The following is a 19,936-nucleotide window of genomic DNA, read 5'->3' as shown; positions in this document are numbered from 1 at the left end:
ATAATCGATGTCGAGGATAGCAGCGCCGATCCGCTTTTACCTGCGGATGCGGCGCTGCTACATTTTGCGCGCGGCCGGCACGCGGTGCGCACCGACGAAGAAACATACCGGCAAGGGGAGGGGGCTGAAGTCCCATGAAGGATTTTGCAGGAAAGATCGCCGTCATCACCGGCGGCGGCACGGGGATGGGGCGCGAGCTCGCGCGGCAACTCGTTGCCGAGGGCTGCAATGTCGCGATGTGCGACGTCTCGGAGGCCGCGATGGCGGAGACCAAGCGGCTCTGCGAGGTCGAGAAGCTGCCGCAGGGCCTGCGCGTCACGACCCATGTCGCGGACGTCTCGATCGAGGATCATCTCAAGCGCTTTCGCGACGAGCTCGCCGAGCAGCAGAAGACGGACAGGATCCATCTTTTGTTCAACAACGCCGGCATCGGTGGCGGCGGCAGCCTGTTCACCAACACGCGCGAGCAGTGGGAGCGCACCTTCAACATCTGCTGGGGCGGGGTCTATCTCGGCGTGCGCACCTTCCTGCCGATGCTGGTTGCGGCGGACGAGGCCCATATCGTCAACACCGCGAGCGTCAACGGGTTCTGGGCTTCGATCGGCATGAACCAGTCGCACACTGCCTACAGCTCGGCGAAGTTCGCGGTGAAAGGATTTACCGAAGCGCTGATCAATGATCTCCGCCTGCATGCGCCGCACGTCAAATGCTCGGTGGTCATGCCCGGCCACATCGGCACCTCGATCGTCTCCAATTCGCGCAAGGTGCAGAGCAGTGACGGCTCCGATCGGCTCAACGCCGACGAGGTCACGCTGACCCGGAAGCGCATGGTCGCGGCCGGCGTGCCAGATGCTGACAAAATGTCGGACGACGATATCCAGGCGGTCTTCGCCGAGCGCGCCCGCAGCTTTCTCGAAGACGCGCCGACGACGGCTGCGCAGGCCGCGAAGATCATTCTCGACGGCGTGAAGGCCGAGCAATGGCGCATTCTGGTTGGCGAGGACGCCAGGCGACTCGACGAGCGCGTCCGTGCGACACCCGAACAGGCCTATGACCGCGCCTTCTACGAAAGTTTTACGCAGGAGGTCGGCTGGCGACTCGGATGAGACTGTCAACGAACGCGCGCGGATATAAGTATGACATCCATCATGGCAAGAGGCGCGTCTTTAATTATACGGCATCTCTCGCGCGCGTTCGTCCCCTCATGACAAAATGGAATGTCACGCATGCGACATGATCCATACGTTCAAGCGATGGTGATCCCGAACGGGTCTCATTCGACGCACGCCAGCTTGGTTGGCGAACTAAAATAGTTTAGTGAATCAGGGGTAAGGCGAAGATAGAGCGTAGCTCCCGATGATACCCGCATGCCTCTCCGACGATTGGATCCTCTGCCCGGAGAGAGAGGACATCTCCGCTGAATTCACGCGGCTGCTCACCGCGGCCCAGGAGGGGGGCGCCACCATCGCGGAATGCCTCATGATCGCGCGGCAACTGAAGCGCGGCGACGAGCTGTCCTGGCATCGCGAGTGGAAGAAGCTGGCGCAGGCCAACAGGCACCGCGCCGAGGCTGCTTTCGCGGAAGGCCACATGGCGACGGCGCAACGCAACTGGCTGCGTGCGACGAACTACTATGGCGCAGCCGCGATGCCGCTCGATCAGGCCGACGAGCGCCGCTGGGTTGCGGTGCTCGCGATGCAGGATTGCGCCCGCCGCTTCCTCGGCGCACGCGGCCCGGCCGGCCAAGTCGTGACGATACCGTGGGCCGACGGCCATTCGTTGCAGGGTTACTTCCTGCCCGCGCCGTCGGCGAACGGGCGGGCGCCGACCGTGATCTGCATCGGCGAGCCCGGGCACCGCAAGGAGGAATTCCTGTTCAAGCTTGCGCCGCATGCGCGCGAACGGGGATTCTCGATGCTGGCGCTGGACCTGTTCGGCGACCAGCGCGACGACTATCTCGACGTGCTGCTCCAGCGCCGGGATCTCGAGAGCTCGATCGCCAGCGTCATGGATTATCTGGAAGCGCGCAGCGATGTCGATTTCGAGCGCGTCGCGGTTCTCGCCGATGGCTGGGGCTCCTCGTTCGTGGCGCGTGCCGTGTTGCAGGAACCGCGGCTCGCCGCGGCCGTCTGCGACGGCGGCCTGTGGGACCTGCACGAGCGCGCCTTCTTTGCCAGCCGCTTTGCGATGAGCGATGTCAGCATCGTTCCGGTGCCGCATTCGCCGCTGATGGCCTCCAGCATCGACTGTCCGGTGCTCATTACGCTCGGCGAGGACGGCTGGCTCAAGGCCGACCGCGCGCGTCAGATCGTGCAAAAATCCCGCTTCGGCAGCTCCGAGATCATGCTGAAAGTGTTCACGGCGGCAGAAACCGGCGCGGCGCAGTCCCACGCGGACAATCCGAGCCTTGCCAACGAATTCATCTTCGACTGGCTCGAATCGCGGCTCGGCGCCGCAGGCCGCATCTGAGGGGCGCGCGCGTCAGAAGTCGAGGGTCAGGCGAACGCAGGCCTTCTCGAGGCGGGTCTTCAACGTCGCGAGCTTGGTGGTGAATTCCGTCAGCTCGCGCTCGTCGAACTCCTGGAAGACGAATTCCTTGATCGTCTTGTACTGCTCGTTGAGGCTCGCCAGGTGCTTCTGCGTCTTCTCGGTCAGGGACAGCCGGACCACCCTGGCGTCGGTCAGCGAGGGCCGCCGCCGCAACAGGCCCTTCTTCTCCAGCAGCTTGGACTGGGTGGTGACGAACGAGGGGTCGACGTGGAGGAGTTTGGAGACGACGTTGACCGGAATGCCATCGTCCTTGTCGAGGTCGGAGATGGCCATCAGGATCAGCCATTGCGGGCCGCTGATGCCGAGCGTCCTGGCCCAGAACTGACGCAGCTCCTCCAGATACATGTTGATCGACGATATCTCCCAGGTGAAGCGCCTGATGATATCCAGATTGCCGATGGAGCGGAGGCGCGCTCCTTCTTTCCTCGTCGCGGACACAGCGTCACTCCCGTGAACTGATTCATCTGGTCGGTGTCGTGCAAGGCCATAGTCCACGCAAGCCTGCTCTGACGCAAGTGCAGAGCAGAGTTATTTTGTCACGGAAATTACAAATATGATCAGCTCAGGCGACTGGCTCAGCATGCTCAGCATGAATTGTTGCGCCCGAGGCACAGGTTTAGTGAAACCACAAAGCTTACTCAATAAACTATTTTGATTAACAGAACGACACATGCATATTGATCGGGACGGTGGGGGGTACTCGATCGTCCCGTTGCAGGTGGTGGTTCGCTCACGTCCCTCTCGTTCAAGCGGGTGTGTCCGAAAGCGCGAAGCGGCCGAGCGGGTTTTAAGAGACGGGGATCTGGGGGGCCTGACGGTCCAGTCTCCGTAAAATGAACAAGTTGGAGGTTTTAAATGAAAGTGGTGAAGAGCCTTTTGCTCGGCACTGCGGCGGTTCTGATCGCCGTCGGTGGAGCACAGGCGGCTGATCTTCCGGTCAAGGCCAAGGCGGTCGAGTACGTGAAGATCTGCACGCTCTACGGCGCGGGATTCTACTACATCCCCGGCAGCGACACCTGCATCAAGCTGGGCGGCTATCTGCGTGCCGAAGTGGCGCTCAACGCCGGCGGCAACTACAGCGCTCAGTACAACGGCGTCTTTGCGGCGAACAACCGCCTGACCAACTACTACTCGATGCGCGCTCGTGAAGATCTCAACATCGACACGCGCACCGCGACCGAATACGGCGTGGTCCGCACCTATTTCGATGCGGTCTTCACCTGGACGACCGGCAACTATGTCGGCGCCGGCAGCGGCACGGGTGCTACCCAGTACAGCAGTACGCTCGGCCTCAACGCGGCCGGCACCGGCCTGATCGGTTCGAGCGGTGGCGCGGTCAACGGCACCGACGGCGCGATCTCGGGCGGTTCGCTCGGCGTCTACTACGCCTTCATCCAGTTCGCCGGCTTCACGATGGGTAAGGCCGTGTCGCAGTTCGACGCGCCCTGGATCAACTATCCCGGCAACAACTTCGACCAGCTGGTCGGCGGCAGCGGCACCACCAACGGCGTCGCCCAGTTCACGTACACGGCCGATTTCGGCCAGGGCGTGACGGCTGCGTTCTCGGCGCAGGATCAGACTCAGGTCTTCCAGACCAACATCTGGAACACTGCCGGCATGACCACCGCGGGCGTCCTCGGCGGCGCTTACGGCTCGAACGACATCGGCGGCAGCCGGTCTCCCGACCTCGTCGGCATGGTCCGCGTCGACCAGGCCTGGGGCCTGTTCCAGGCGTCGGTTGCCGCGCACGACAACCAGGTCGGCTACTACGGCGCGAGCGAAGCTGCCGGTCACCCGGAAGACAAGTGGGGCTGGGCCGTTCAGCTGGCATTGTCCATCAAGAACATTCCGACCGGCGCCGGCGACGTGATCAACATCTCGGGCGTCTACACCGACGGTGCGAGCCGCTACAACTTCCAGGAGCTGGCAGCGACCAGCTACTCGATGTTCGGCAGCTCGAGCGGCGCGTATCAGGGCATCGGCTTCGCCGGCGTGTCTGATGCGGTGTTCGCTCCCGGCGGCGGGCTCGAGCTGACCAAGACCTACGGCTTCCGTGGTGCCTACACCCACAACTGGAGCCCGTACTGGAACTCGGCGCTCTATGGTGCGTGGGCTGCCGTCAATTACAGCGGCACGGCCAAGGGCCTGATCTGCGGCAGCGCCGCGTTCGCGACCCTGACCGGCACCTGCAACCCGGACTTCAACATCGGGCAGATCGGTGTCATCACCCGCTGGACGCCGGTCAAGAACCTGACCTTCTCGGCTGACTTCACCTACAGCCACCTCGACCAGAAGTACTCGGGCGTGATCACGACGCCGGCGCTCACCAGCGTTGCCAAGCCTGCGGCAACGTATGAGCTGAAGGACCAGGACACCTACAGCCTGCTGCTGCGCGCTCAGCGCAACTGGTAAGCTCGGGTCGTTTCGATCTGACGAAGCCCCGGCGGGACACCGCCGGGGCTTTTTCCGAAAGGCTTTCGGAAAATCGGGCAGCCTCCCACGCAAGCGACGAAGACGAGCTATGCGATTCGAACGTCGCGAAACTTATTTACTTACCTGAGTTACTAAGCTATATAGCTCTCAGCCGATTACGAAAGTTGCGGCTCTTAGCTTGATGCTAGACCTCCAGAAATCTCCGGCAGTGCCCTGCCGGAGGTTTTTCTCTTTTCGGGATGCGGTGACGCGGGTCAGGCTCGCATGACACGGGCGCGCGAATTTGGCCGGTAGGCGAGGCGGCTGTGGCCAGCGCAATAAGACTGGCCGTCGGGCGCGGTGTTGCCGCAGAAGCAGAAATCCTCCGCACCCGGCGTCGAGATCGGCCAACGGCATCGATTCTCGGCGAGCTCGAGCAGTGAGCAGCGATTGGCCTCGTCGATCGGCCCCACCACCGCAGGCGCGCTGCTCTCGCCATAGAGTGTAGCCAGCATTTCATATTGCAGCCGCGGCACCGCCTTGGGCGCGCGGGCGTGCGCGAAGCTCCTGTCGAGCTTGCGCTCGTCGGTCGACCGACCGCGCGTCAGATTGAGCCGGGACAGCTTGCCGATCACGGCGTTGCGGCTGACACCGATGTCGGCGGCGATCTCGCGGCAGGACAGGCCGGCCTCGAAGTGCTGCTTCAGAAGTTCGATTCGTTCGTCGGTCCAGGTTGGTGAGAGAACAGGCATTTGTAACGGTCCCAGGTTGCAGATGTCGGCCATCCGCCTGCGAGATCCGTCCGCCTCACGTTCGGCGCGCGCTCACGTCCTGCCATTGTCGCGAATCGACAGAAGCCCGTCCTTGATGGCGAGACGGATGCCTTCCTCGATCAATGTCCGCGCAACGCCGGGAACGCTGGTGCCGTGGGTGCCCTGTCTCACCAGTTTTTCGAGATAGGTGATGGTCGAGAGCGCCAAGGTTACGGGAATGCGGTCAGTCTCGGCTTTTTCGGTGGCCATGGCCCGAACGCTAACCTCTTACTCGGGTACATAAAAGTAACGATTAAGACTCTATTTAGGTTCGGGGCTGGAAGTCAAATCCGGGCTGGAGCGGTGGTTCAGTTCGTTGGAATCGCTGAAGAAATTTTGGACGGCATGGCGCACCCGCGCGCGAGATCGTGCGGCGGCGGAGCGGAGACAGCCAGGGAAGGCGGGTTGGATCAGCCGTGCACGATCGCCTTTTCGATCATGCAATGGATGCCCTTGGAGCCGTTGACGGTCTGCGTCACCCGCAAATCGGCGGCCAGGCTGCACAGCGTGTAGGCGTCCTCGCGCGACAGGTTTCGTTTCTCGCCGAGCAGCGCGATCATGTCGCGCAGCGCCCGCACCACGCACTGGTCGAGGTCCGGGTCCATCGCCATGGTCATGTAGTGCGACGGCGTTTCGGCGCGGGGATAATCGAGCCGCAAATCCTTGCGCAGGGTGAGGCGGAAGCGGCCTTGCAGCGCGGTCTCGATCGCGGTGACGCAGACCTCGCCGTCGCCCTGCACGCCGTGGCCGTCGCCGCAGGAGAACAGCGCGTCGGGCACGAACACCGGCAAATACAACGTCGCGCCGGTGCCGAGCTCCTTGTTGTCGAGATTCCCGCCCATGGCGCGCGGAATCAGCGAGGTGATGCGGCCCCAGGCCGGCGGCGGCGCAACGCCCATCACGCCGAAGAACGGTTTTAAGGGCAGGTCGAGCCCCCAGGGCATGCGGCCGACCATCCGGGTCCGGTCCAAGGGAATGTTCAGGACTCGGCTCTCGTGGAAATCGTCGGGCAGGGTGCCGGACAGCGGCTTGATCAGATTCCAGCCCCAATCCTGCCGGAGCTTGACGTCGAGGATATCGACCTCGAGCACGTCGCCGGGCTCGGCGCCGCTGACGGCGATCGGGCCGGTGAGGATGTGGCCGGGCAGCATGCGCTCGTTCTGCGCATGAACCTCGAACATCTCCGGCGGAATATGAAAATCGTTGCGGTCGGGCAGGACGTCCGGCCCGCCGCTGATGGTGTCGACTGTCACCTCATCGCCGCTCGCGATGGTGAGGACAGGCTTGAGGGCGGCTTCAAAGAAGCCCCAGTGGCAGGTCTCGGGGCTCGAATGCAGGTGGTGATGGGTCATTGGACGCCTCTGGTCGGTTTCAGCTGAATGCGCCATGAGAACCTGCAATGCCCGGGCTTGACCAGGCAATCGATCCTCTTCCAAGAAGATTGAAGATGGACGCGCGGGTCAAGTCCGCGCGCAACAAGCACGATCATTCCAGCGAGGCTCCCCTGCTTTTTGTCCTTTCCAAGACCTTCGGCGCCGCGCTGCTGCCGATCAATCTCCTGGTCGAACTCGGCATCCTGTCGCTCGTGCTGATGGTGACGCGCTTTGCCGCGGTCGGTCGCAAGCTCGCCGTGACCACATTGGTCTTGCTGGCATTGGCGGCATTTTCTCCGCTCGGCAATCTCTTGCTCTATCCCTTGGAGTCGCGCTTTCCGCCGTGGGATCCGTCGCGCGGTGCGCCGGACGGCATCATCGTGCTCGGCGGCTCCGTCGACACCGACCTGTCGGCGGCGCATCACACGCCCGTCGTCTCGCACGCGGCCGATCGCTTGTTTGCGCCGGCTGAGCTCGCGCGCCGTTATCCGAATGCGCGCGTTGTCTTCACCGGAGGAACCGCGAACCTAGTCTCGACCGATGCCAGGGAAGCCGACTACTCTGCGCCGATCCTGGAAAATCTGGGTGTACCGAAGGAGCGCCTGATCCTGGAGCGGAATTCCCGCAACACCTACGAGAATGCAATCTTCACGAAACAGCTGTTGACCCCGAAGCCGGGCGAGCGCTGGCTTCTGGTCACGTCGGCCTTCCACATGCCGCGCTCGATGGGGATTTTTCGCAAGGCCGGATTCGATGTCGAAGCTTATCCCGTGGACTGGCGGATGGGCGGGCGTGACGACCTTTTCTCCTTCACCAACAACAGTGCCGATGGGCTCGGCAGAACCGACCTGGCCGTGCGCGAATGGATCGGCCTCGTGGCCTACCGCCTCATGGGCAGGACCGGCGAGTTGCTTCCGGGCCCGGCCAAGCACTAGAAACGACGACAAGATAAAGATGACCGGCGTGATCGCCGACCCGGAGGACGCCATGCCGCAGCAGAGCGCAGACACGATCGATCTTGCCGGCCTCGTTGCCGATCTCAACAGCCTGTTGCGGCTGAGGACCACGGTGATCGGCATGAAGCTGTTCGCACGTGCTGCGGAGATGGAGGCGATCCCGAAGATCCGGCGGCCGAACGCGGTCCACACCACCGACCAGATCGTCAGCATGGCCGCGCGTTTGGGCTGGACCGTCGGCATCACCGCCGACGATCTCGTCGGCGCGCAGTGCCGCGCGGTGATCGGCCTTGCGCCGCAGGACGAAAAATGGCTCGCGGGCGAAAATTATGTCGGCGTCTGGCACGGCACCGCCGAGGATGCACGCAAGCGGCAGGAGGCGCTGGACGTGGTGCCGTTCGGCCAGTACCAGGCGCTCGCGGTGAGCCCTCTTTCGAGCGGCCGGCTCGATCCGCCCGACATCTGCCTCGTCTATGCAACGCCGGGGCAGATGATCATCCTGATCAACGGCCTGCAATATACCGGCTACAGGAAGTTCGAATGGGGCGTGGTCGGCGAGACCGCCTGCGCGGATTCCTGGGGGCGGGCGCTCAAGACCGGCGAGCCCAGCCTGTCCTTGCCATGCTATGCCGAACGGCGCTATGGCGGCGTGCCGGACGAGGAGATGCTGATGGCGCTGAAGCCCCAGCATCTCGCCAAGGCGATCGAGGGCATGAAGGCGCTGGCTAAAAACGGCCTGCGTTATCCGATCCCGCCCTATGGTATTCAAAGTGACGTCCGTGCCGGCATGGGCGTGAGCTACGCGAAGAAGTAAAGGTCGACCATGAGCTCTACGAAATTCGACATCGTCGTCTATGGCGCGACCGGCTTCACCGGCCAGCTCGTCGCCGAATATCTGACCGCGCACTACAAGGACGACAAGGCGCTCAAATGGGCGATGGCGGGTCGTAGCCTCGGCAAGCTGAAATCGGTCCGCGATGCGATCGGCGCGCCCGGGAACACGCCGCTGCTCGTGGCGGATGCGTCCGACGCGGCCTCGCTGAAGGCGATCGCGGAGCAGACGATGTCGGTGATCACGACCGTCGGCCCGTATCAGCTTTATGGCGAGGAACTGCTCGCGGCCTGCGTGGCAACGGGCACCGATTACTTCGACCTCTGCGGCGAGCCGATCTGGATGCGGCAGATGATCGACAAGTACGGGGCTGAAGCCAAGGCGAGCGGCGCGCGCATCGTGTTTTCATGCGGCTTCGATTCCGTGCCGTTCGAGCTCGGTGCGTTCTTCGTGCAGGAAGAAGCCAAGCGCGTGTTCGGTGCGCCGGCCCCGCGCGTGAAGGGGCGTGTGCGCGACATGCGCGGCACGCTGTCAGGCGGCACCGCCGCGAGCGCGAAGGCGACTTTCGATGCGGTCTCCAAGGATCTCAGCCTCGTCGCCATTCTCAACGATCACTTTGCGCTGACGCCCGGGTTCACCGGTCCGAAGCAACCGAAGGGCAACAGAGCGGCCTTTGAGGAAGATCTGCAATCGTGGGCCGCGCCGTTCATGATGGCGCTGATCAACACGCGCAACGTTCACCGCTCCAACATGCTGATGGGATTCCCTTACGGCCAGGAGTTCGTCTACGACGAGATGGTCTTGACCGGTCCCGGCGAGAAGGGCGAGGCGAACGCGAAGCGCGTGATGGCCGCGAATGCCGAGAAGACCGGTCCGAACGCACCGAAGCCGGGCGAGGGGCCGTCGAAAGAAGAGCGCGAGAGCGGCCGCTTCGATCTGCTCTATGTCGCGATCGCACCCGACGGCCGTCAGGTCCGCGCCGGCGTCACCGGCGACCGCGATCCCGGTTACGGTTCGACCTCGAAGATGATCTCCGAATGCGCGATCTGCATGTTGCGCGATGCTACGGATGTCCCGGCCGGCTTCTGGACGCCGGGCGCAGCGATGCAGCACAAGCTGATCAAGCGGCTGCAGGCGCACGCGGGGCTGACGTTCGGGGTGGAAACCTAAGTTCGCGCGGTGCTCGGGGCCTGATCTTTGTCATCGTCAAAATTCGATATTGTCCTCTACGGCGCAACCGGGTTCACCGGCCGGCTCGTTGCTGAATATCTCGCCGCGCAATACGGGGACGATAAGAAGCTGACATGGGCGATGGCGGGGCGAAGCAGAGACAAGCTCGCGTCGGTGCGCGATGCGATAGGCGCGGCGGCTGACACACCGCTCATCATTGCCGATGCTTCCGATCCCGTGTCGTTACAGGCGATGGTCGATCAAGCGAAGGTGGTGATCACCACTGTCGGTCCGTACCAGCTCTATGGATCCGACCTGCTCGCCGCCTGTGTCGCCTCCGGCACCGACTACATGGACCTCTGTGGCGAGCCGATCTGGATGAAGCAGATGATCGATAAGCAAGAGGCCGCAGCGAAGGCGAGCGGCGCCCGCATCATGTTCTCCTGCGGCTTCGACTCCGTGCCGTTCGAACTCGGTGCGTTCTTCGTGCAGGAGGAGGCCAAGCGTGCGTTCGGTGCGGCGGCGCCGCGCGTCAAGGGCCGCGTCCGCGACATCAGCTGGAAGTTCTCCGGCGGCACCTCGGCAAGCGCAAGGGTCACCTTCGAGGCAGTGGCGCAGGATCTCAGCCTGGTGTCGATCCTCAAAGACCCATTTGCATTCACGCCCGGCTTCGAAGGTCCGAAACAGCCGCGCGCCAACAAGCCCGTCTTCGAGGAGGACCTGCAATCCTGGGCCGCTCCGTTCGCGATGGCGACGCTCAACACGCGCAACGTCCACCGATCCAACATGATGATGGGATTCCCGTATGGCAGGGACTTCGTCTACGACGAGATGGTGCTCACGGGGGCGGGAGAGGAAGGGCAGGTCAACGCGAAGCGCGTCATGGCAGCAAACAGCGAAAAGACGGGCCCCGATGCGCTCAAGCCCGGTGATGGACCGTCCAAGGAGGAGCGCGACAATGGCTACTACGATCTGCTCTACGTTGCGATCGCCCCTGATGGTCGTCAGGTTCGCGCCGCGGTCAAGGGCGATCTCGATCCAGGCTACGCATCGACGGCGAAGATCATCTCCGAATGCGCGATCTGCCTGTTGCGTGATGCGACGGATGTCCCGGCCGGCTTCTGGACACCGGGCGCGGCGATGCAGCACAAGCTGATCAAGCGGCTACAGGAGTATGCGGGGCTGACGTTCGGGGTGGAGACGTAGACTCGGTCGCGCGGCACAACCGCGGTGTCATCGCCCGGCTTGACCGGGCGATCCAGTATTCCAGAGACAGTCGTGATCGAATCGAGAGGCCGCGGCGTACTGGATGCCCCGCCTTCGCGGGGCATGACTGTGTCCTTGCTACGCCGCCCTCGCGTCATACGCGTACATGAACTCCATGCTCTTGGAGCCGAGCGGCAACAGCCATTTCATCATCTGATTTCTGACCCAGGCGCCGGTGGCGCTGAACTCGCGCTTGCTGTTGCCGTTGCGGCGGGCCATTGCCACGATCTTCTCGGTGCGCGGACGCCGCTCGGCCTCGAAAGCCTGGAAGGTGGCGCTGAGCTCCTGGCCGTCCTGCATCAGGCGCGCCAGCCGCATCGCATCCTCGAGCGCCAGCGAGGCGCCCTGGCCGGCATGGGGGCTGGTTGCATGCGCGGCATCACCAATCAGCAGCGAGCGCTTGCGCGACCAGGTCAGCAACGTCGCCACATCGAGCGTATCGGTGACGACGATGTTCTCGGCGGCCTCGATGATATCAGGGATGGGGTCGTGCCAGCCGCGGTGGAAGCCGCGCAAATGCTGCTTCAGCGTCCTCTCGTCGAGCGCGCGAAACATCGCGGCATCCATGCCGTCCGCGGGCTGGGTGCTCCACCACATCACGCCGTCGGTCGGATCGGGGCTGCAATAGCCATAGCCGAAGAAGCCGCTCTGCCCGAACGTGGTCTCGACGTGCCCGCCGATCGGCCTGCCGTCGAGGACTGCGTGCGGCACGAAGCCGCCGAAGCCGATCAGGCCGGTGTTGAACGGGACGGGCCCGTCCGGGATCACTTGGCGCCGAACCACCGAGTGCACGCCGTCCGCACCGATCAGGAAGTCGCCCTCGGCGGTGGTACCGTCGGCGAAATAGGCGGTGATCGGCTGGTCGCCGCGGTCCTCAATCTTGATCAGGCGCTTGTCGAAATAGAGCGAGACGCAGGAGCACCAGGCCTTGTCGATGAGGATTTCGTTCAGCGTGGCGCGACAGACGTTGACCGCGGGCTGGCCGAAGCGCCGCTCCATGTCGCGGTTGATCGAGCCGAGCCTCTCTCCGCGCTGCGAATAGAAGTCGAAGGAGTTCGCGATCGAGCCGCGGCTGATCAGCTCGCCGGCGAGGCCGATCTCGTCCAAGACGTGCATCCCGTTCGGCGCGATCTGGAGGCCGCCGCCGATGCCCTTGGAATAGGGCCAGGCCTCGTAGATCGCGGATTCGATGCCGGCGCGGCGCAGCAGGATCGCGGTGACGGGCCCGGCGATGCCGACGCCGATGATCAGGGCCTTGCGGGGACGGTTATGCATAGCTTGCTCCCGACGTTTCCGTGGTGCTAGGAGAATTTAAGGTCGCTAAATCTCTTAGTGGCTAAGATATATATTGGCTAAGATATGAGGTCGGCCTTGTCAAGGGCAAAGGCGCGCACGGCGTTATTGCAGCAACTCGAGGAAGCGATGCGGCGGTCGTCCGCGCAGGGCGTGCTCTATGGCCAGACCGTTGCGAACGTTGCGGGAATTGCCAATTCCGACCTCGAATGCATGGACATCCTCTATCTCGAAGGCCGCGTCACCGCGGGCCGGCTCGCCGAGGTGACAGGCCTCACGACCGGTGCCATCACCGGTGTGGTCGATCGGCTCGAGAAGGCGGGCCTCGTGCGCCGCGAGCGGGATGAAACGGATCGCCGCAAGGTGTTCATCGCCGTCGTGCCCGAGGCGGCCATGAAGATCGGCCAGTTCTACGTGCCGATGCAGCAGGCGATGGAGAAGGTCTTCGGCGCCTATTCCGACGAGGAGCTGCGCCTGCTGCTGCGCTTCGCCAATGAGGGCTACAAGGGCGTGCTCGCGGCCACCGCAGCGCTGAAGGGCCTGATCGATACGCCGCCGGAGAAGCGCCCCGATCTCAAGCTGCGGAAGCTTCCTCGCCGGCCTTGATCTTGTAGGCCTGCGCGGCTGCGATCATGCCCCACATCGCGCCCAGCATCATCCAGAAGTGCCGCCAGTGGTCGGTGTCGATCACAAAGCTTTCGCCGACGGTGCCGACGAAGGCGGAGAAGACGACGAGATAAGCGCGCTGCCAGGGCACGCGGACGAAGATGTGCCGAAATCCCATGATCACCGTGGTGAAGACCAGCGCGGGATAGCAGACGCCGGAGAGCCAGCCGCCGGACATGAAGGCGTTCAGGTAGGAGTTGTGGGTGTCCTCGGGGAAGAAGCGGTGGAATTGCAGCGGCCCGATGCCGAACGGCAGGTCGAGCGCCATCTCCGCGCCGAGGACATGCCGGCCGAACCGGCCGAAGCGGCCTTCGTCATAGCTCTGGTCGAAACTCGCGCGCTGCTTGAACATCTCGGCGATCGAGTCGAACGACAGGAGGACCGCGATCAGCGCCAGGCCCAGCACCGCGGCGACGATCGCCATGATGATGATGCGCGAGCGCTGCGCGTTGGTCCGGCTGGTCAGGACCATCAGTGCCAGCATGAAGGCGGAGGTCAGGACCAGGCCGCCCCAGGCGGCGCGGGAGAACGCGAGCAGGATCGCGAGCGCCATGATGCCGAAGGCGATGACGTTGCGGAACGCCTTGCCGAACCGGTCGGAGACCACGCTCTGGAGGCAAAACAGCGCCGGCAGGATCAGGAAGGCGCCGAGCACGTTCGGGTCCTTGAAGGTGCCGCGCGCGCGCTCGTACAGCGTCAGCAGGTCGCGCCCGCCGGGAACGAGATTGAAATAGCCCGCGATCGCCGAGAGCGAAGCGATCATCGCGCCGACCACGAGGCCGCGGCGCAGCATGTCGAGCCGGGCCGCCGTGTCCTCGGAGGTCACCATGGCGAAGAACATCACGGTCACCGCCATGTACCAGGAGGTCGCGATCCAGCTTGCGACTTCGGACTGGTCGAGCAGCGGGATCGCGCTGATGGTGTAGCCGACATTAAGCAGGACCAGCATCAGCACCAGCGGCATCAGCACGAGGCTCAAGCGCAGGCCAGTGGCAAAGAAGGTGACGGTGGCAAGCAGCGTCACGATTTCGTAGGGGCTCGGCTCGATGAAGACGATCGCCCCGGAGGCGCCGACCAACCACACCAGCGCGCGCTGCAGGGCCAGCACGCCGAGTGCAGCCGGCGCGGCTGCATTCATTTCCCCGGCTGTCGCCGCATACGCCATCGCACGCTCACATGCTTACGCTACTGGTACAAACAACTTCCGCAGTCATGCCCCGCCTTGTGCGCACTTGCGCACTGGAGTGGGGCATCCAGTACTTCGAGGCGCTCGTGGCAGTTTCCGCTGCCGGTGATTACTGGATCGCCCCGTCAAGTCGGGCGATGACAGTGTGGCTCGGGCACGACGATCTCAATACGCGCTCTCGTTCTTGGTCAGCAGCGAGACCGGCGTCTTCAGGAGAATGTAGAGGTCGAACAGCACCGCCCAGTTCTCGATGTAGTAGAGGTCGAACTCGACGCGCTTCTGGATCTTCTCTTCATTGTCGATCTCGCCGCGCCAGCCGTTGACCTGGGCCCAGCCGGTGATGCCGGGCTTGACGCGGTGGCGGGCGAAATAGCCGTCGACGGCTTCGTCGAACAGTTGGCTCTGGAGCTTGCCCTGCACCGCATGCGGACGCGGGCCGACCAGGGAGAGATTGCCGGAGAAGAGCACGTTGAAGAGCTGCGGCAGCTCGTCGAGGCTGGTCTTGCGGATGAACCGGCCGACGCGGGTGACGCGCGGATCGTTCTTGGTCACGACCTTCGAGGCGGTCGGGTCGGCCTGGTGATGATACATCGAGCGGAACTTGTAGACATCGATGCGCTCATTGTTGAAGCCGAAACGCTTCTGACGGAACAGCACGGGGCCAGGGCTGTCGAGCTTCACCGCCAACGCCACCAATCCCATCAACGGCAAGGCTGCGAGCAGCGCGAGGCCGCCGACGATGCGGTCGAACAGCCATTTCATCACGAGATCCCAGTCGGTGATCGGCGCCTCGAACACGTCGAGCGTCGGCACCTCGCCGAGATAGGAATAGGAGCGGGGACGGAAGCGCAGCTTGTTGGTGTGCGCGGACAGGCGGATGTCGACCGGCAGCACCCACAGCTTCTTCAGCATCTCCAGGATGCGCGTCTCTGCCGAGATCGGCAGCGCGAACAGCACGAGATCGACGCGGGTGCGGCGGGCGAACTCGACGATGTCGTCGACCTTGCCGAGCTTGCGCGCACCGGCGCAGGTGTCGAGCGCACGGCTGTCGTTACGGTCGTCGAACACGCCGAGCACATGGATGTCGGAATCCTCCTGCGCCTTCAGCGCCTCCACCAACTCCTCGCCGTTGCGGTCGGAGCCGACGATGATGGTGCGGCGGTCGAGCCGGCCCTGCCGCGCCCAGTTGCGCACCAGCGAGCGCAGCACGATTCGCTCCGAGATGAGCGCGGCGAGCCCCAGGAAGTAGAAAGCGGCGAGCCACAGCCGCGACATTTCGCTGCCGACCTTGGCGAAGAACGAGGCGCCGATGAACAGCAGGAAGACGAACGACCAGGACGAGATCATTCGCGTCATCTGCCGGAGCTGCCCGCGGAACAATTGCACCTGATAGATGTCGGCGGCCTGGAAGCAGACCACGGCGGCGACTGCGACAGCGACAATCTCCGCGAGATAATCCCAGCGGAAGCCGGTGAGCGGCATGACGTAGCCAAAGTAAAGCGTGATGCCGACCAAGCTTAGCACGACGAAATCGACCGCACGCACGGCGCCGGTGATCACGATCGGCGAATAGGCGCGGGCGACCTTCTGGTTGACGACCTCAAGCGCGGCCGGGGTCAGGCGGCGGCGGCGTTCGACAAAGGGCTGGTCAGCCGGCTTGGCCGCGGCGCTGGTCGCGGCATCGAGCATCGAGCGTGCGTTGAGCGGGTCCACGGGCGTCCACGTCCATTCCAAAAACCCGCGGGCCGCGGCTTTGCGCCCCGGGCGAGCATCCCCTGGCACTTGGATTAGCGGACAATTCGGAAGATTCTCTAAAGCGGTCTTAAGGATGGTTAATGATTGGCAAATGCGTCGCGATAACCCGCGAGCACGCCGTCAACCATCGCCTGCTGTGAGAAATGCGCCGAGATGCGCTCGCGCAAGGATGTTGCGCGCTGTGCGGTCGCCTGCGGATCGTCGAGCGCGGCCGCAATTGCCTCGGCCATCGCTTCCGCGTTGCTCGCCGTGAACAAGGCCGGGCTCTCAGCACTGAAGATCTCAGGGATGCCGCCGACGCGGGCCGCAATCATGGGAATGCCGGCAGCTCCCGCCTCGATGACCACATAGGGCATGGAATCGCCGCGCGAGGGCACGACCAAAAGCCGCCCCTTGGAAAAGCCGTAGCGCGCCTTGGCGTGGCCGATGAAGCGGATGGCGCTGCCAAGACCAAGCTTCTCGACCTGCGCCTTCAAAGCGGCCGTCTCCTCGCCGTCGCCGCCGAGGGTCAGCGTGACCTTCCTGCCGTTCGCATGCAGGCGCGCGACCGCATCGACCAAGAGGTCGGCGCCCTTGATGTGCCTGAACTCGCCGACATAGGCGAGGTCGGTGGCGTCCTCAGTGGTGACGACCGGCTCGAACTCCTCCGGCGTCACGCCGTTGAAGACGCAATGCACCACGCCCTTGGGCGTGCCCACGATGCGTTGATAGGTGTCGCGGGCAAAGGCGCTCTCGAACAGGAACAGGTCGGTCGCGTCCATCAGCGTCCGTTCGAGCCGGGCGTAAAACTCGCCCTTGAACGTGTTGAGGGGATAATGCAGCGAGCCGCCATGCGGGGTGTAGATGCGGATGGTGTCGTCGGCGCGTCGCCGCATGCGGACGAAAGCGCCGGCCTTGGCGCCGTGGCCATGCAGAACGTCGGGTTTGAGCGTGGCGACCAGGCGCCGCATGCGAAGCCACACCAGGAAATCGTCCGGCGACGGTTCGCGGCGGATCGCGATGCGGTGCACGCCGAGCTTCAGCCGCGGCGCAAGTTCTTCAAGCGCCTTTTCGGCGCGCTCGCCGCCGGTGAGGCTGTCGGCGAGGATGCCGACATGATGGCCGCGATCGATCTGGCCGTTGGCGAGGTCGAGAATGTGACGGAAGATGCCACCCACGGGCGCGCGCACGGCGTGCAGAATGCGAAGCGGCTGGTCCGGAGAGGGGGGCATGATTAAAACCAGCGCTCGACGGCGAATGCCGAACAAAGTTCTCGAAATATCGAGACGGATTAAGAGCCCTCGTGGTTAACAAACGGTGACGACAAGGTGCGCGCCAGTCGCGAGAAGCCGCAATTAACCCAGCGGCAACCTTAATGGAGTGTAATCGCCCCGGTTGAGGCAGATTAGTGGCGTTGCCCCTGCGGGAGTGTTCGATGCGTTTAGCGTTCTGGCGTGCCGGCAAGGACAAGGCGGTGGTCGAGCGGGCTGTGTCGAAGCCCAAAGCCGAACCAAAGCCTGAAGCCAAAGCCAAGGTTGAAGCCAAGCCCGCGCCCGTCGCGGTGAAGCAGGCGCCAGTCGAATCCGGTGACATCGATCTGCACGCACTCGGGGGTGCGCTTGCCCGCAAGCGTGGCTGGATTATCGTGCCCACGGTGCTGGCGCTCGTGGCCTCGGTCGCCGTCGTCAATCTCGTCACGCCGCGCTACAAATCCGAGTCGCGCATCCTAATCGACGGACGCGAGAACGTGTTCCTGCGGCCGAGCAGCGACCGCAGCACCGAGGAGCGGCAGGCACTCGACCCCGAGGCCGTCACCAGCCAAGTGCAGCTCGTGCTGTCGCGCGACCTCGCGCGCGAAATCATCAAGAAGAACAAGCTCGCGGAGCGGCCCGAATTCGATCCGGTGCTCCAGGGGATTTCGCCGCTGAAGTCGCTTGCGGCCCTCGTCGGCATCGGCCGCGATCCGTTCTCGATGACGCCGGAAGAGCGCGTGCTTGACGCCTACTACGACCGCCTCCAGGCCTACGCCGTCGACAAGTCGCGCGTGATCGTGGTCGAATTCCAGTCGGCCGATCCCGAGCTTGCCGTGCGCGTCGCCAATTCGATCGCCGACGGCTATCTCGTGCTGCAGCAGAATGCGCGCCAGGACCAGGCGCGCAATGCGAGCCAGTGGCTTTCGGGCGAGATCGAGAATCTGCGCAAGAAGGTCTCCGATGCCGAGACGAAGGCCGAGGATTTCCGCTCCAAGTCGAGCCTGTTCGTCGGCACCAACAACACGACGCTGTCGAACCAGCAGATGGGCGAGGTCAACACCCAGCTCAACAATGCGCGCGCGATGAAGGCGGACGCGGAATCCAGGGCGCGGCTGATCCGCGAGATGCTCCAGAGCGGCAAGCCGATCGAGGCGTCCGAGGTGGTGAACTCCGAATTGATGCGGCGGCTGTCGGAGCAGCGGGTGACGCTACGTGCGCAACTCGCCGAACAGTCATCCACGCTGCTCGGCAATCACCCGCGGATCAAGGAGCTGAAGGCTCAGCTTGGCGATCTCGACAATCAAATTCGCGACGAGGCGGCCAAGATTTCCCGCTCGCTCGAAAACGACGCGCGGATCGCCAGCGGCCGGGTCGACGGCCTGACGGCGAGCCTCGATCAGCTCAAGAAGCAGGCGACGTCGACCAACGGTCAGGACGTCCAGCTTCGCGCGCTCGATCGCGAGGCCAAGGCGCAGCGCGACCTGCTCGAGACCTATCTCGCCAAATACCGCGAAGCCAACACCCGCGAGACCATCGATACCGCGCCGACGGAAGGCCGCGTCATCTCGCGCGCCATCGTCTCAAACACGCCGGCCTATCCGAAGAAGCTGCCGATCGTGCTGATCGCGACGCTGGCGACGCTGCTGCTCGCTTCCGGTGTCGTCGTCACCGGGGAGCTGCTGCGCCAGACCGCGCCGCGCGCCGTCGCCGCGTTCATCCCGGCGCCGGCAGCGTCGGTTCGCCAGGAGCCGGTTGTCGATCCGGTGGTGGCGGAGCCCGCACCGCTTCAGCCGAAGATGACGACAGATGTGGATGTCAGCGAAGTCGCCGAGATCGGGCAACTGGCCGACAGCCTGCGCGCCGCAGGCGTGGCGGCGAAGAAGGTTACGGTGCTCGGCACGGCGTCGGGCGATGCCATCACGCTGTCGACGCTGACGCTCGCCCGCCATCTGGCGCGCGACGCCCGTGTCGTCGTGGTCGATCTCGCCGCATCCTCGCCGACGATCGCCGCAGTGTCCGTCGATGCCTCGGCGCCCGGTCTTGCCGAACTGATGCAGGGCGAGGCGTCGTTCGCGCAAGTCATCACCAGGGACAAGCTCTCGCGGCTGCATCTGGTCATGGCCGGCCGGCCGGGTTTCGATCGCAGCCTGCTGCAGTCGCCGCGGGTGACGCTCGCGATCGATGCTTTGCTGCGAGCCTATGATCACGTGCTGATCGACGCCGGCAGCGCCTCCGACCTGCCCGCCGAGCTCCTGACGGCGAATGCCCGCGCCGTCGTGGTGCCCGATGCGTCCATGACCTCGGATGCGCGCGCGCTGATGTGCGAGCAGCTGAGGGCGGTCGGCTTCAACGAGGTGACGATGCTGAGCAAGCCGGTGCAGCCGTCGGATGCGGGCGAGACCGGCCCGCGCGTGGTGGCGGCGTAGCTGTTTT

General features: G+C 64.1%; 17 protein-coding genes. 9 read left to right on the top strand and 8 right to left on the bottom strand.

Annotation, left to right across the window (positions count from 1 at the left end; all coding sequences use genetic code 11):
• Positions 1-134 precede the first annotated feature (134 nt).
• A complete protein-coding gene (locus IVB18_RS28240; RefSeq protein WP_247983680.1) occupies positions 135-1,106 on the top strand; it encodes an SDR family NAD(P)-dependent oxidoreductase in 972 nt (323 codons plus the stop codon).
• A gap of 250 nt (positions 1,107-1,356) precedes the next feature.
• Positions 1,357-2,469 (top strand): alpha/beta hydrolase, encoded by a 1,113-nt coding sequence (locus IVB18_RS28235; RefSeq protein ID WP_247983679.1) that lies wholly within the window; start codon positions 1,357-1,359, stop codon positions 2,467-2,469.
• A gap of 12 nt (positions 2,470-2,481) precedes the next feature.
• Here IVB18_RS28235 and IVB18_RS28230 read toward each other — a convergent pair whose 3' ends face one another.
• Positions 2,482-2,988 (bottom strand): MarR family transcriptional regulator, encoded by a 507-nt coding sequence (locus IVB18_RS28230; protein WP_247983678.1) that lies wholly within the window; start codon positions 2,986-2,988, stop codon positions 2,482-2,484.
• A gap of 417 nt (positions 2,989-3,405) precedes the next feature.
• Here IVB18_RS28230 and IVB18_RS28225 point away from each other — a divergent pair, with 417 nt between their 5' ends.
• Positions 3,406-4,962, top strand: coding sequence for a porin (locus tag IVB18_RS28225; RefSeq protein ID WP_247983677.1), 1,557 nt, complete (start codon positions 3,406-3,408; stop codon positions 4,960-4,962).
• Positions 4,963-5,237: 275 nt separating this feature from the next.
• On the opposite strand, the gene IVB18_RS28220 is transcribed toward IVB18_RS28225, so the two are convergent.
• The 3 genes from IVB18_RS28220 to IVB18_RS28210 all read right to left on the bottom strand — a co-directional run bounded on the left by IVB18_RS28220 (position 5,238) and on the right by IVB18_RS28210 (position 7,126).
• Complete coding sequence (locus tag IVB18_RS28220) at positions 5,238-5,714, bottom strand: GcrA family cell cycle regulator (protein WP_247983676.1); 477 nt, start codon at positions 5,712-5,714, stop codon at positions 5,238-5,240.
• A gap of 72 nt (positions 5,715-5,786) precedes the next feature.
• Positions 5,787-5,984: a hypothetical protein gene (locus tag IVB18_RS28215; protein ID WP_007603456.1), complete on the bottom strand. Its 198-nt coding sequence runs from the start codon at positions 5,982-5,984 to the stop codon at positions 5,787-5,789.
• Positions 5,985-6,184: 200 nt separating this feature from the next.
• Positions 6,185-7,126 (bottom strand): acetamidase/formamidase family protein, encoded by a 942-nt coding sequence (locus IVB18_RS28210; RefSeq protein ID WP_247983675.1) that lies wholly within the window; start codon positions 7,124-7,126, stop codon positions 6,185-6,187.
• A 188-nt stretch (positions 7,127-7,314) separates the two neighbouring features.
• On the opposite strand from IVB18_RS28210, the gene IVB18_RS28205 reads away from it, so the two are divergent.
• Genes IVB18_RS28205 through IVB18_RS28190 form a run of 4 tightly spaced genes read left to right on the top strand, consistent with a single transcriptional unit; the run spans position 7,315 to position 11,311 of the window.
• A complete protein-coding gene (locus IVB18_RS28205; RefSeq protein ID WP_247991755.1) occupies positions 7,315-8,082 on the top strand; it encodes a YdcF family protein in 768 nt (255 codons plus the stop codon).
• 52 nt (positions 8,083-8,134) lie between these two features.
• Positions 8,135-8,917, top strand: a complete 783-nt coding sequence (locus IVB18_RS28200) for a DUF169 domain-containing protein (protein ID WP_247991754.1) — start codon at positions 8,135-8,137, stop codon at positions 8,915-8,917.
• Between the two features lie 9 nt (positions 8,918-8,926).
• On the top strand, positions 8,927-10,105 hold the full coding sequence (locus IVB18_RS28195) for a saccharopine dehydrogenase NADP-binding domain-containing protein (protein WP_247983674.1): 1,179 nt from the start codon (positions 8,927-8,929) through the stop codon (positions 10,103-10,105).
• 27 nt (positions 10,106-10,132) lie between these two features.
• On the top strand, positions 10,133-11,311 hold the full coding sequence (locus tag IVB18_RS28190) for a saccharopine dehydrogenase NADP-binding domain-containing protein (RefSeq protein ID WP_247983673.1): 1,179 nt from the start codon (positions 10,133-10,135) through the stop codon (positions 11,309-11,311).
• A gap of 138 nt (positions 11,312-11,449) precedes the next feature.
• On the opposite strand, the gene IVB18_RS28185 is transcribed toward IVB18_RS28190, so the two are convergent.
• The gene (locus IVB18_RS28185; protein ID WP_247983672.1) at positions 11,450-12,646 is read right to left on the bottom strand and encodes an FAD-dependent monooxygenase; all 1,197 of its coding nucleotides are present in this window, start codon (positions 12,644-12,646) and stop codon (positions 11,450-11,452) included.
• 147 nt (positions 12,647-12,793) lie between these two features.
• Between IVB18_RS28185 and IVB18_RS28180 the strand changes: the two genes are divergently transcribed.
• The gene (locus IVB18_RS28180; protein WP_247991753.1) at positions 12,794-13,270 is read left to right on the top strand and encodes a MarR family transcriptional regulator; all 477 of its coding nucleotides are present in this window, start codon (positions 12,794-12,796) and stop codon (positions 13,268-13,270) included.
• Here the strand turns inward: IVB18_RS28180 and IVB18_RS28175 are convergent.
• The 3 genes from IVB18_RS28175 to IVB18_RS28165 form a co-directional block, all read right to left on the bottom strand.
• The gene (locus IVB18_RS28175) at positions 13,239-14,495 is read right to left on the bottom strand and encodes an O-antigen ligase family protein (protein WP_247983671.1); all 1,257 of its coding nucleotides are present in this window, start codon (positions 14,493-14,495) and stop codon (positions 13,239-13,241) included. The two genes, IVB18_RS28180 and IVB18_RS28175, sit on opposite strands and share 32 nt — an antisense overlap.
• Before the next feature lie 186 nt (positions 14,496-14,681).
• Positions 14,682-16,229 carry an undecaprenyl-phosphate glucose phosphotransferase gene (locus IVB18_RS28170; RefSeq protein ID WP_247983670.1) on the bottom strand — a complete coding sequence of 516 codons (1,548 nt, stop codon included), beginning with the start codon at positions 16,227-16,229 and terminating at the stop codon, positions 14,682-14,684.
• 119 nt (positions 16,230-16,348) lie between these two features.
• Positions 16,349-17,482 (bottom strand): glycosyltransferase family 4 protein, encoded by a 1,134-nt coding sequence (locus IVB18_RS28165; protein WP_247983669.1) that lies wholly within the window; start codon positions 17,480-17,482, stop codon positions 16,349-16,351.
• A gap of 203 nt (positions 17,483-17,685) precedes the next feature.
• Between IVB18_RS28165 and IVB18_RS28160 the strand changes: the two genes are divergently transcribed.
• Positions 17,686-19,929: an exopolysaccharide transport family protein gene (locus tag IVB18_RS28160; RefSeq protein WP_247983668.1), complete on the top strand. Its 2,244-nt coding sequence runs from the start codon at positions 17,686-17,688 to the stop codon at positions 19,927-19,929.
• Positions 19,930-19,936: the final 7 nt, after the last annotated feature.

Source organism: Bradyrhizobium sp. 186, from assembly GCF_023101685.1.
Taxonomy (GTDB): domain Bacteria; phylum Pseudomonadota; class Alphaproteobacteria; order Rhizobiales; family Xanthobacteraceae; genus Bradyrhizobium.
This window is presented reverse-complemented; position numbering and strand designations above follow the sequence as displayed.

Bases quoted from the DNA above. Each gene is read 5' to 3' on its own strand.
- IVB18_RS28240 (WP_247983680.1), top strand. From the start codon at position 135: ATGAAGGATTTTGCAGGAAAGATCGCCGTCATCACCGGCGGCGGCACG.
- IVB18_RS28235 (WP_247983679.1), top strand. From the start codon at position 1,357: ATGATACCCGCATGCCTCTCCGACGATTGGATCCTCTGCCCGGAGAGA.
- IVB18_RS28225 (WP_247983677.1), top strand. From the start codon at position 3,406: ATGAAAGTGGTGAAGAGCCTTTTGCTCGGCACTGCGGCGGTTCTGATC.
- IVB18_RS28220 (WP_247983676.1), bottom strand. From the start codon at position 5,714: ATGCCTGTTCTCTCACCAACCTGGACCGACGAACGAATCGAACTTCTG.
- IVB18_RS28215 (WP_007603456.1), bottom strand. From the start codon at position 5,984: ATGGCCACCGAAAAAGCCGAGACTGACCGCATTCCCGTAACCTTGGCG.
- IVB18_RS28210 (WP_247983675.1), bottom strand. From the start codon at position 7,126: ATGACCCATCACCACCTGCATTCGAGCCCCGAGACCTGCCACTGGGGC.
- IVB18_RS28200 (WP_247991754.1), top strand. From the start codon at position 8,135: ATGCCGCAGCAGAGCGCAGACACGATCGATCTTGCCGGCCTCGTTGCC.
- IVB18_RS28195 (WP_247983674.1), top strand. From the start codon at position 8,927: ATGAGCTCTACGAAATTCGACATCGTCGTCTATGGCGCGACCGGCTTC.
- IVB18_RS28185 (WP_247983672.1), bottom strand. From the start codon at position 12,646: ATGCATAACCGTCCCCGCAAGGCCCTGATCATCGGCGTCGGCATCGCC.
- IVB18_RS28180 (WP_247991753.1), top strand. From the start codon at position 12,794: ATGCGGCGGTCGTCCGCGCAGGGCGTGCTCTATGGCCAGACCGTTGCG.
- IVB18_RS28175 (WP_247983671.1), bottom strand. From the start codon at position 14,495: ATGGCGTATGCGGCGACAGCCGGGGAAATGAATGCAGCCGCGCCGGCT.
- IVB18_RS28165 (WP_247983669.1), bottom strand. From the start codon at position 17,482: ATGCCCCCCTCTCCGGACCAGCCGCTTCGCATTCTGCACGCCGTGCGC.
- IVB18_RS28160 (WP_247983668.1), top strand. From the start codon at position 17,686: ATGCGTTTAGCGTTCTGGCGTGCCGGCAAGGACAAGGCGGTGGTCGAG.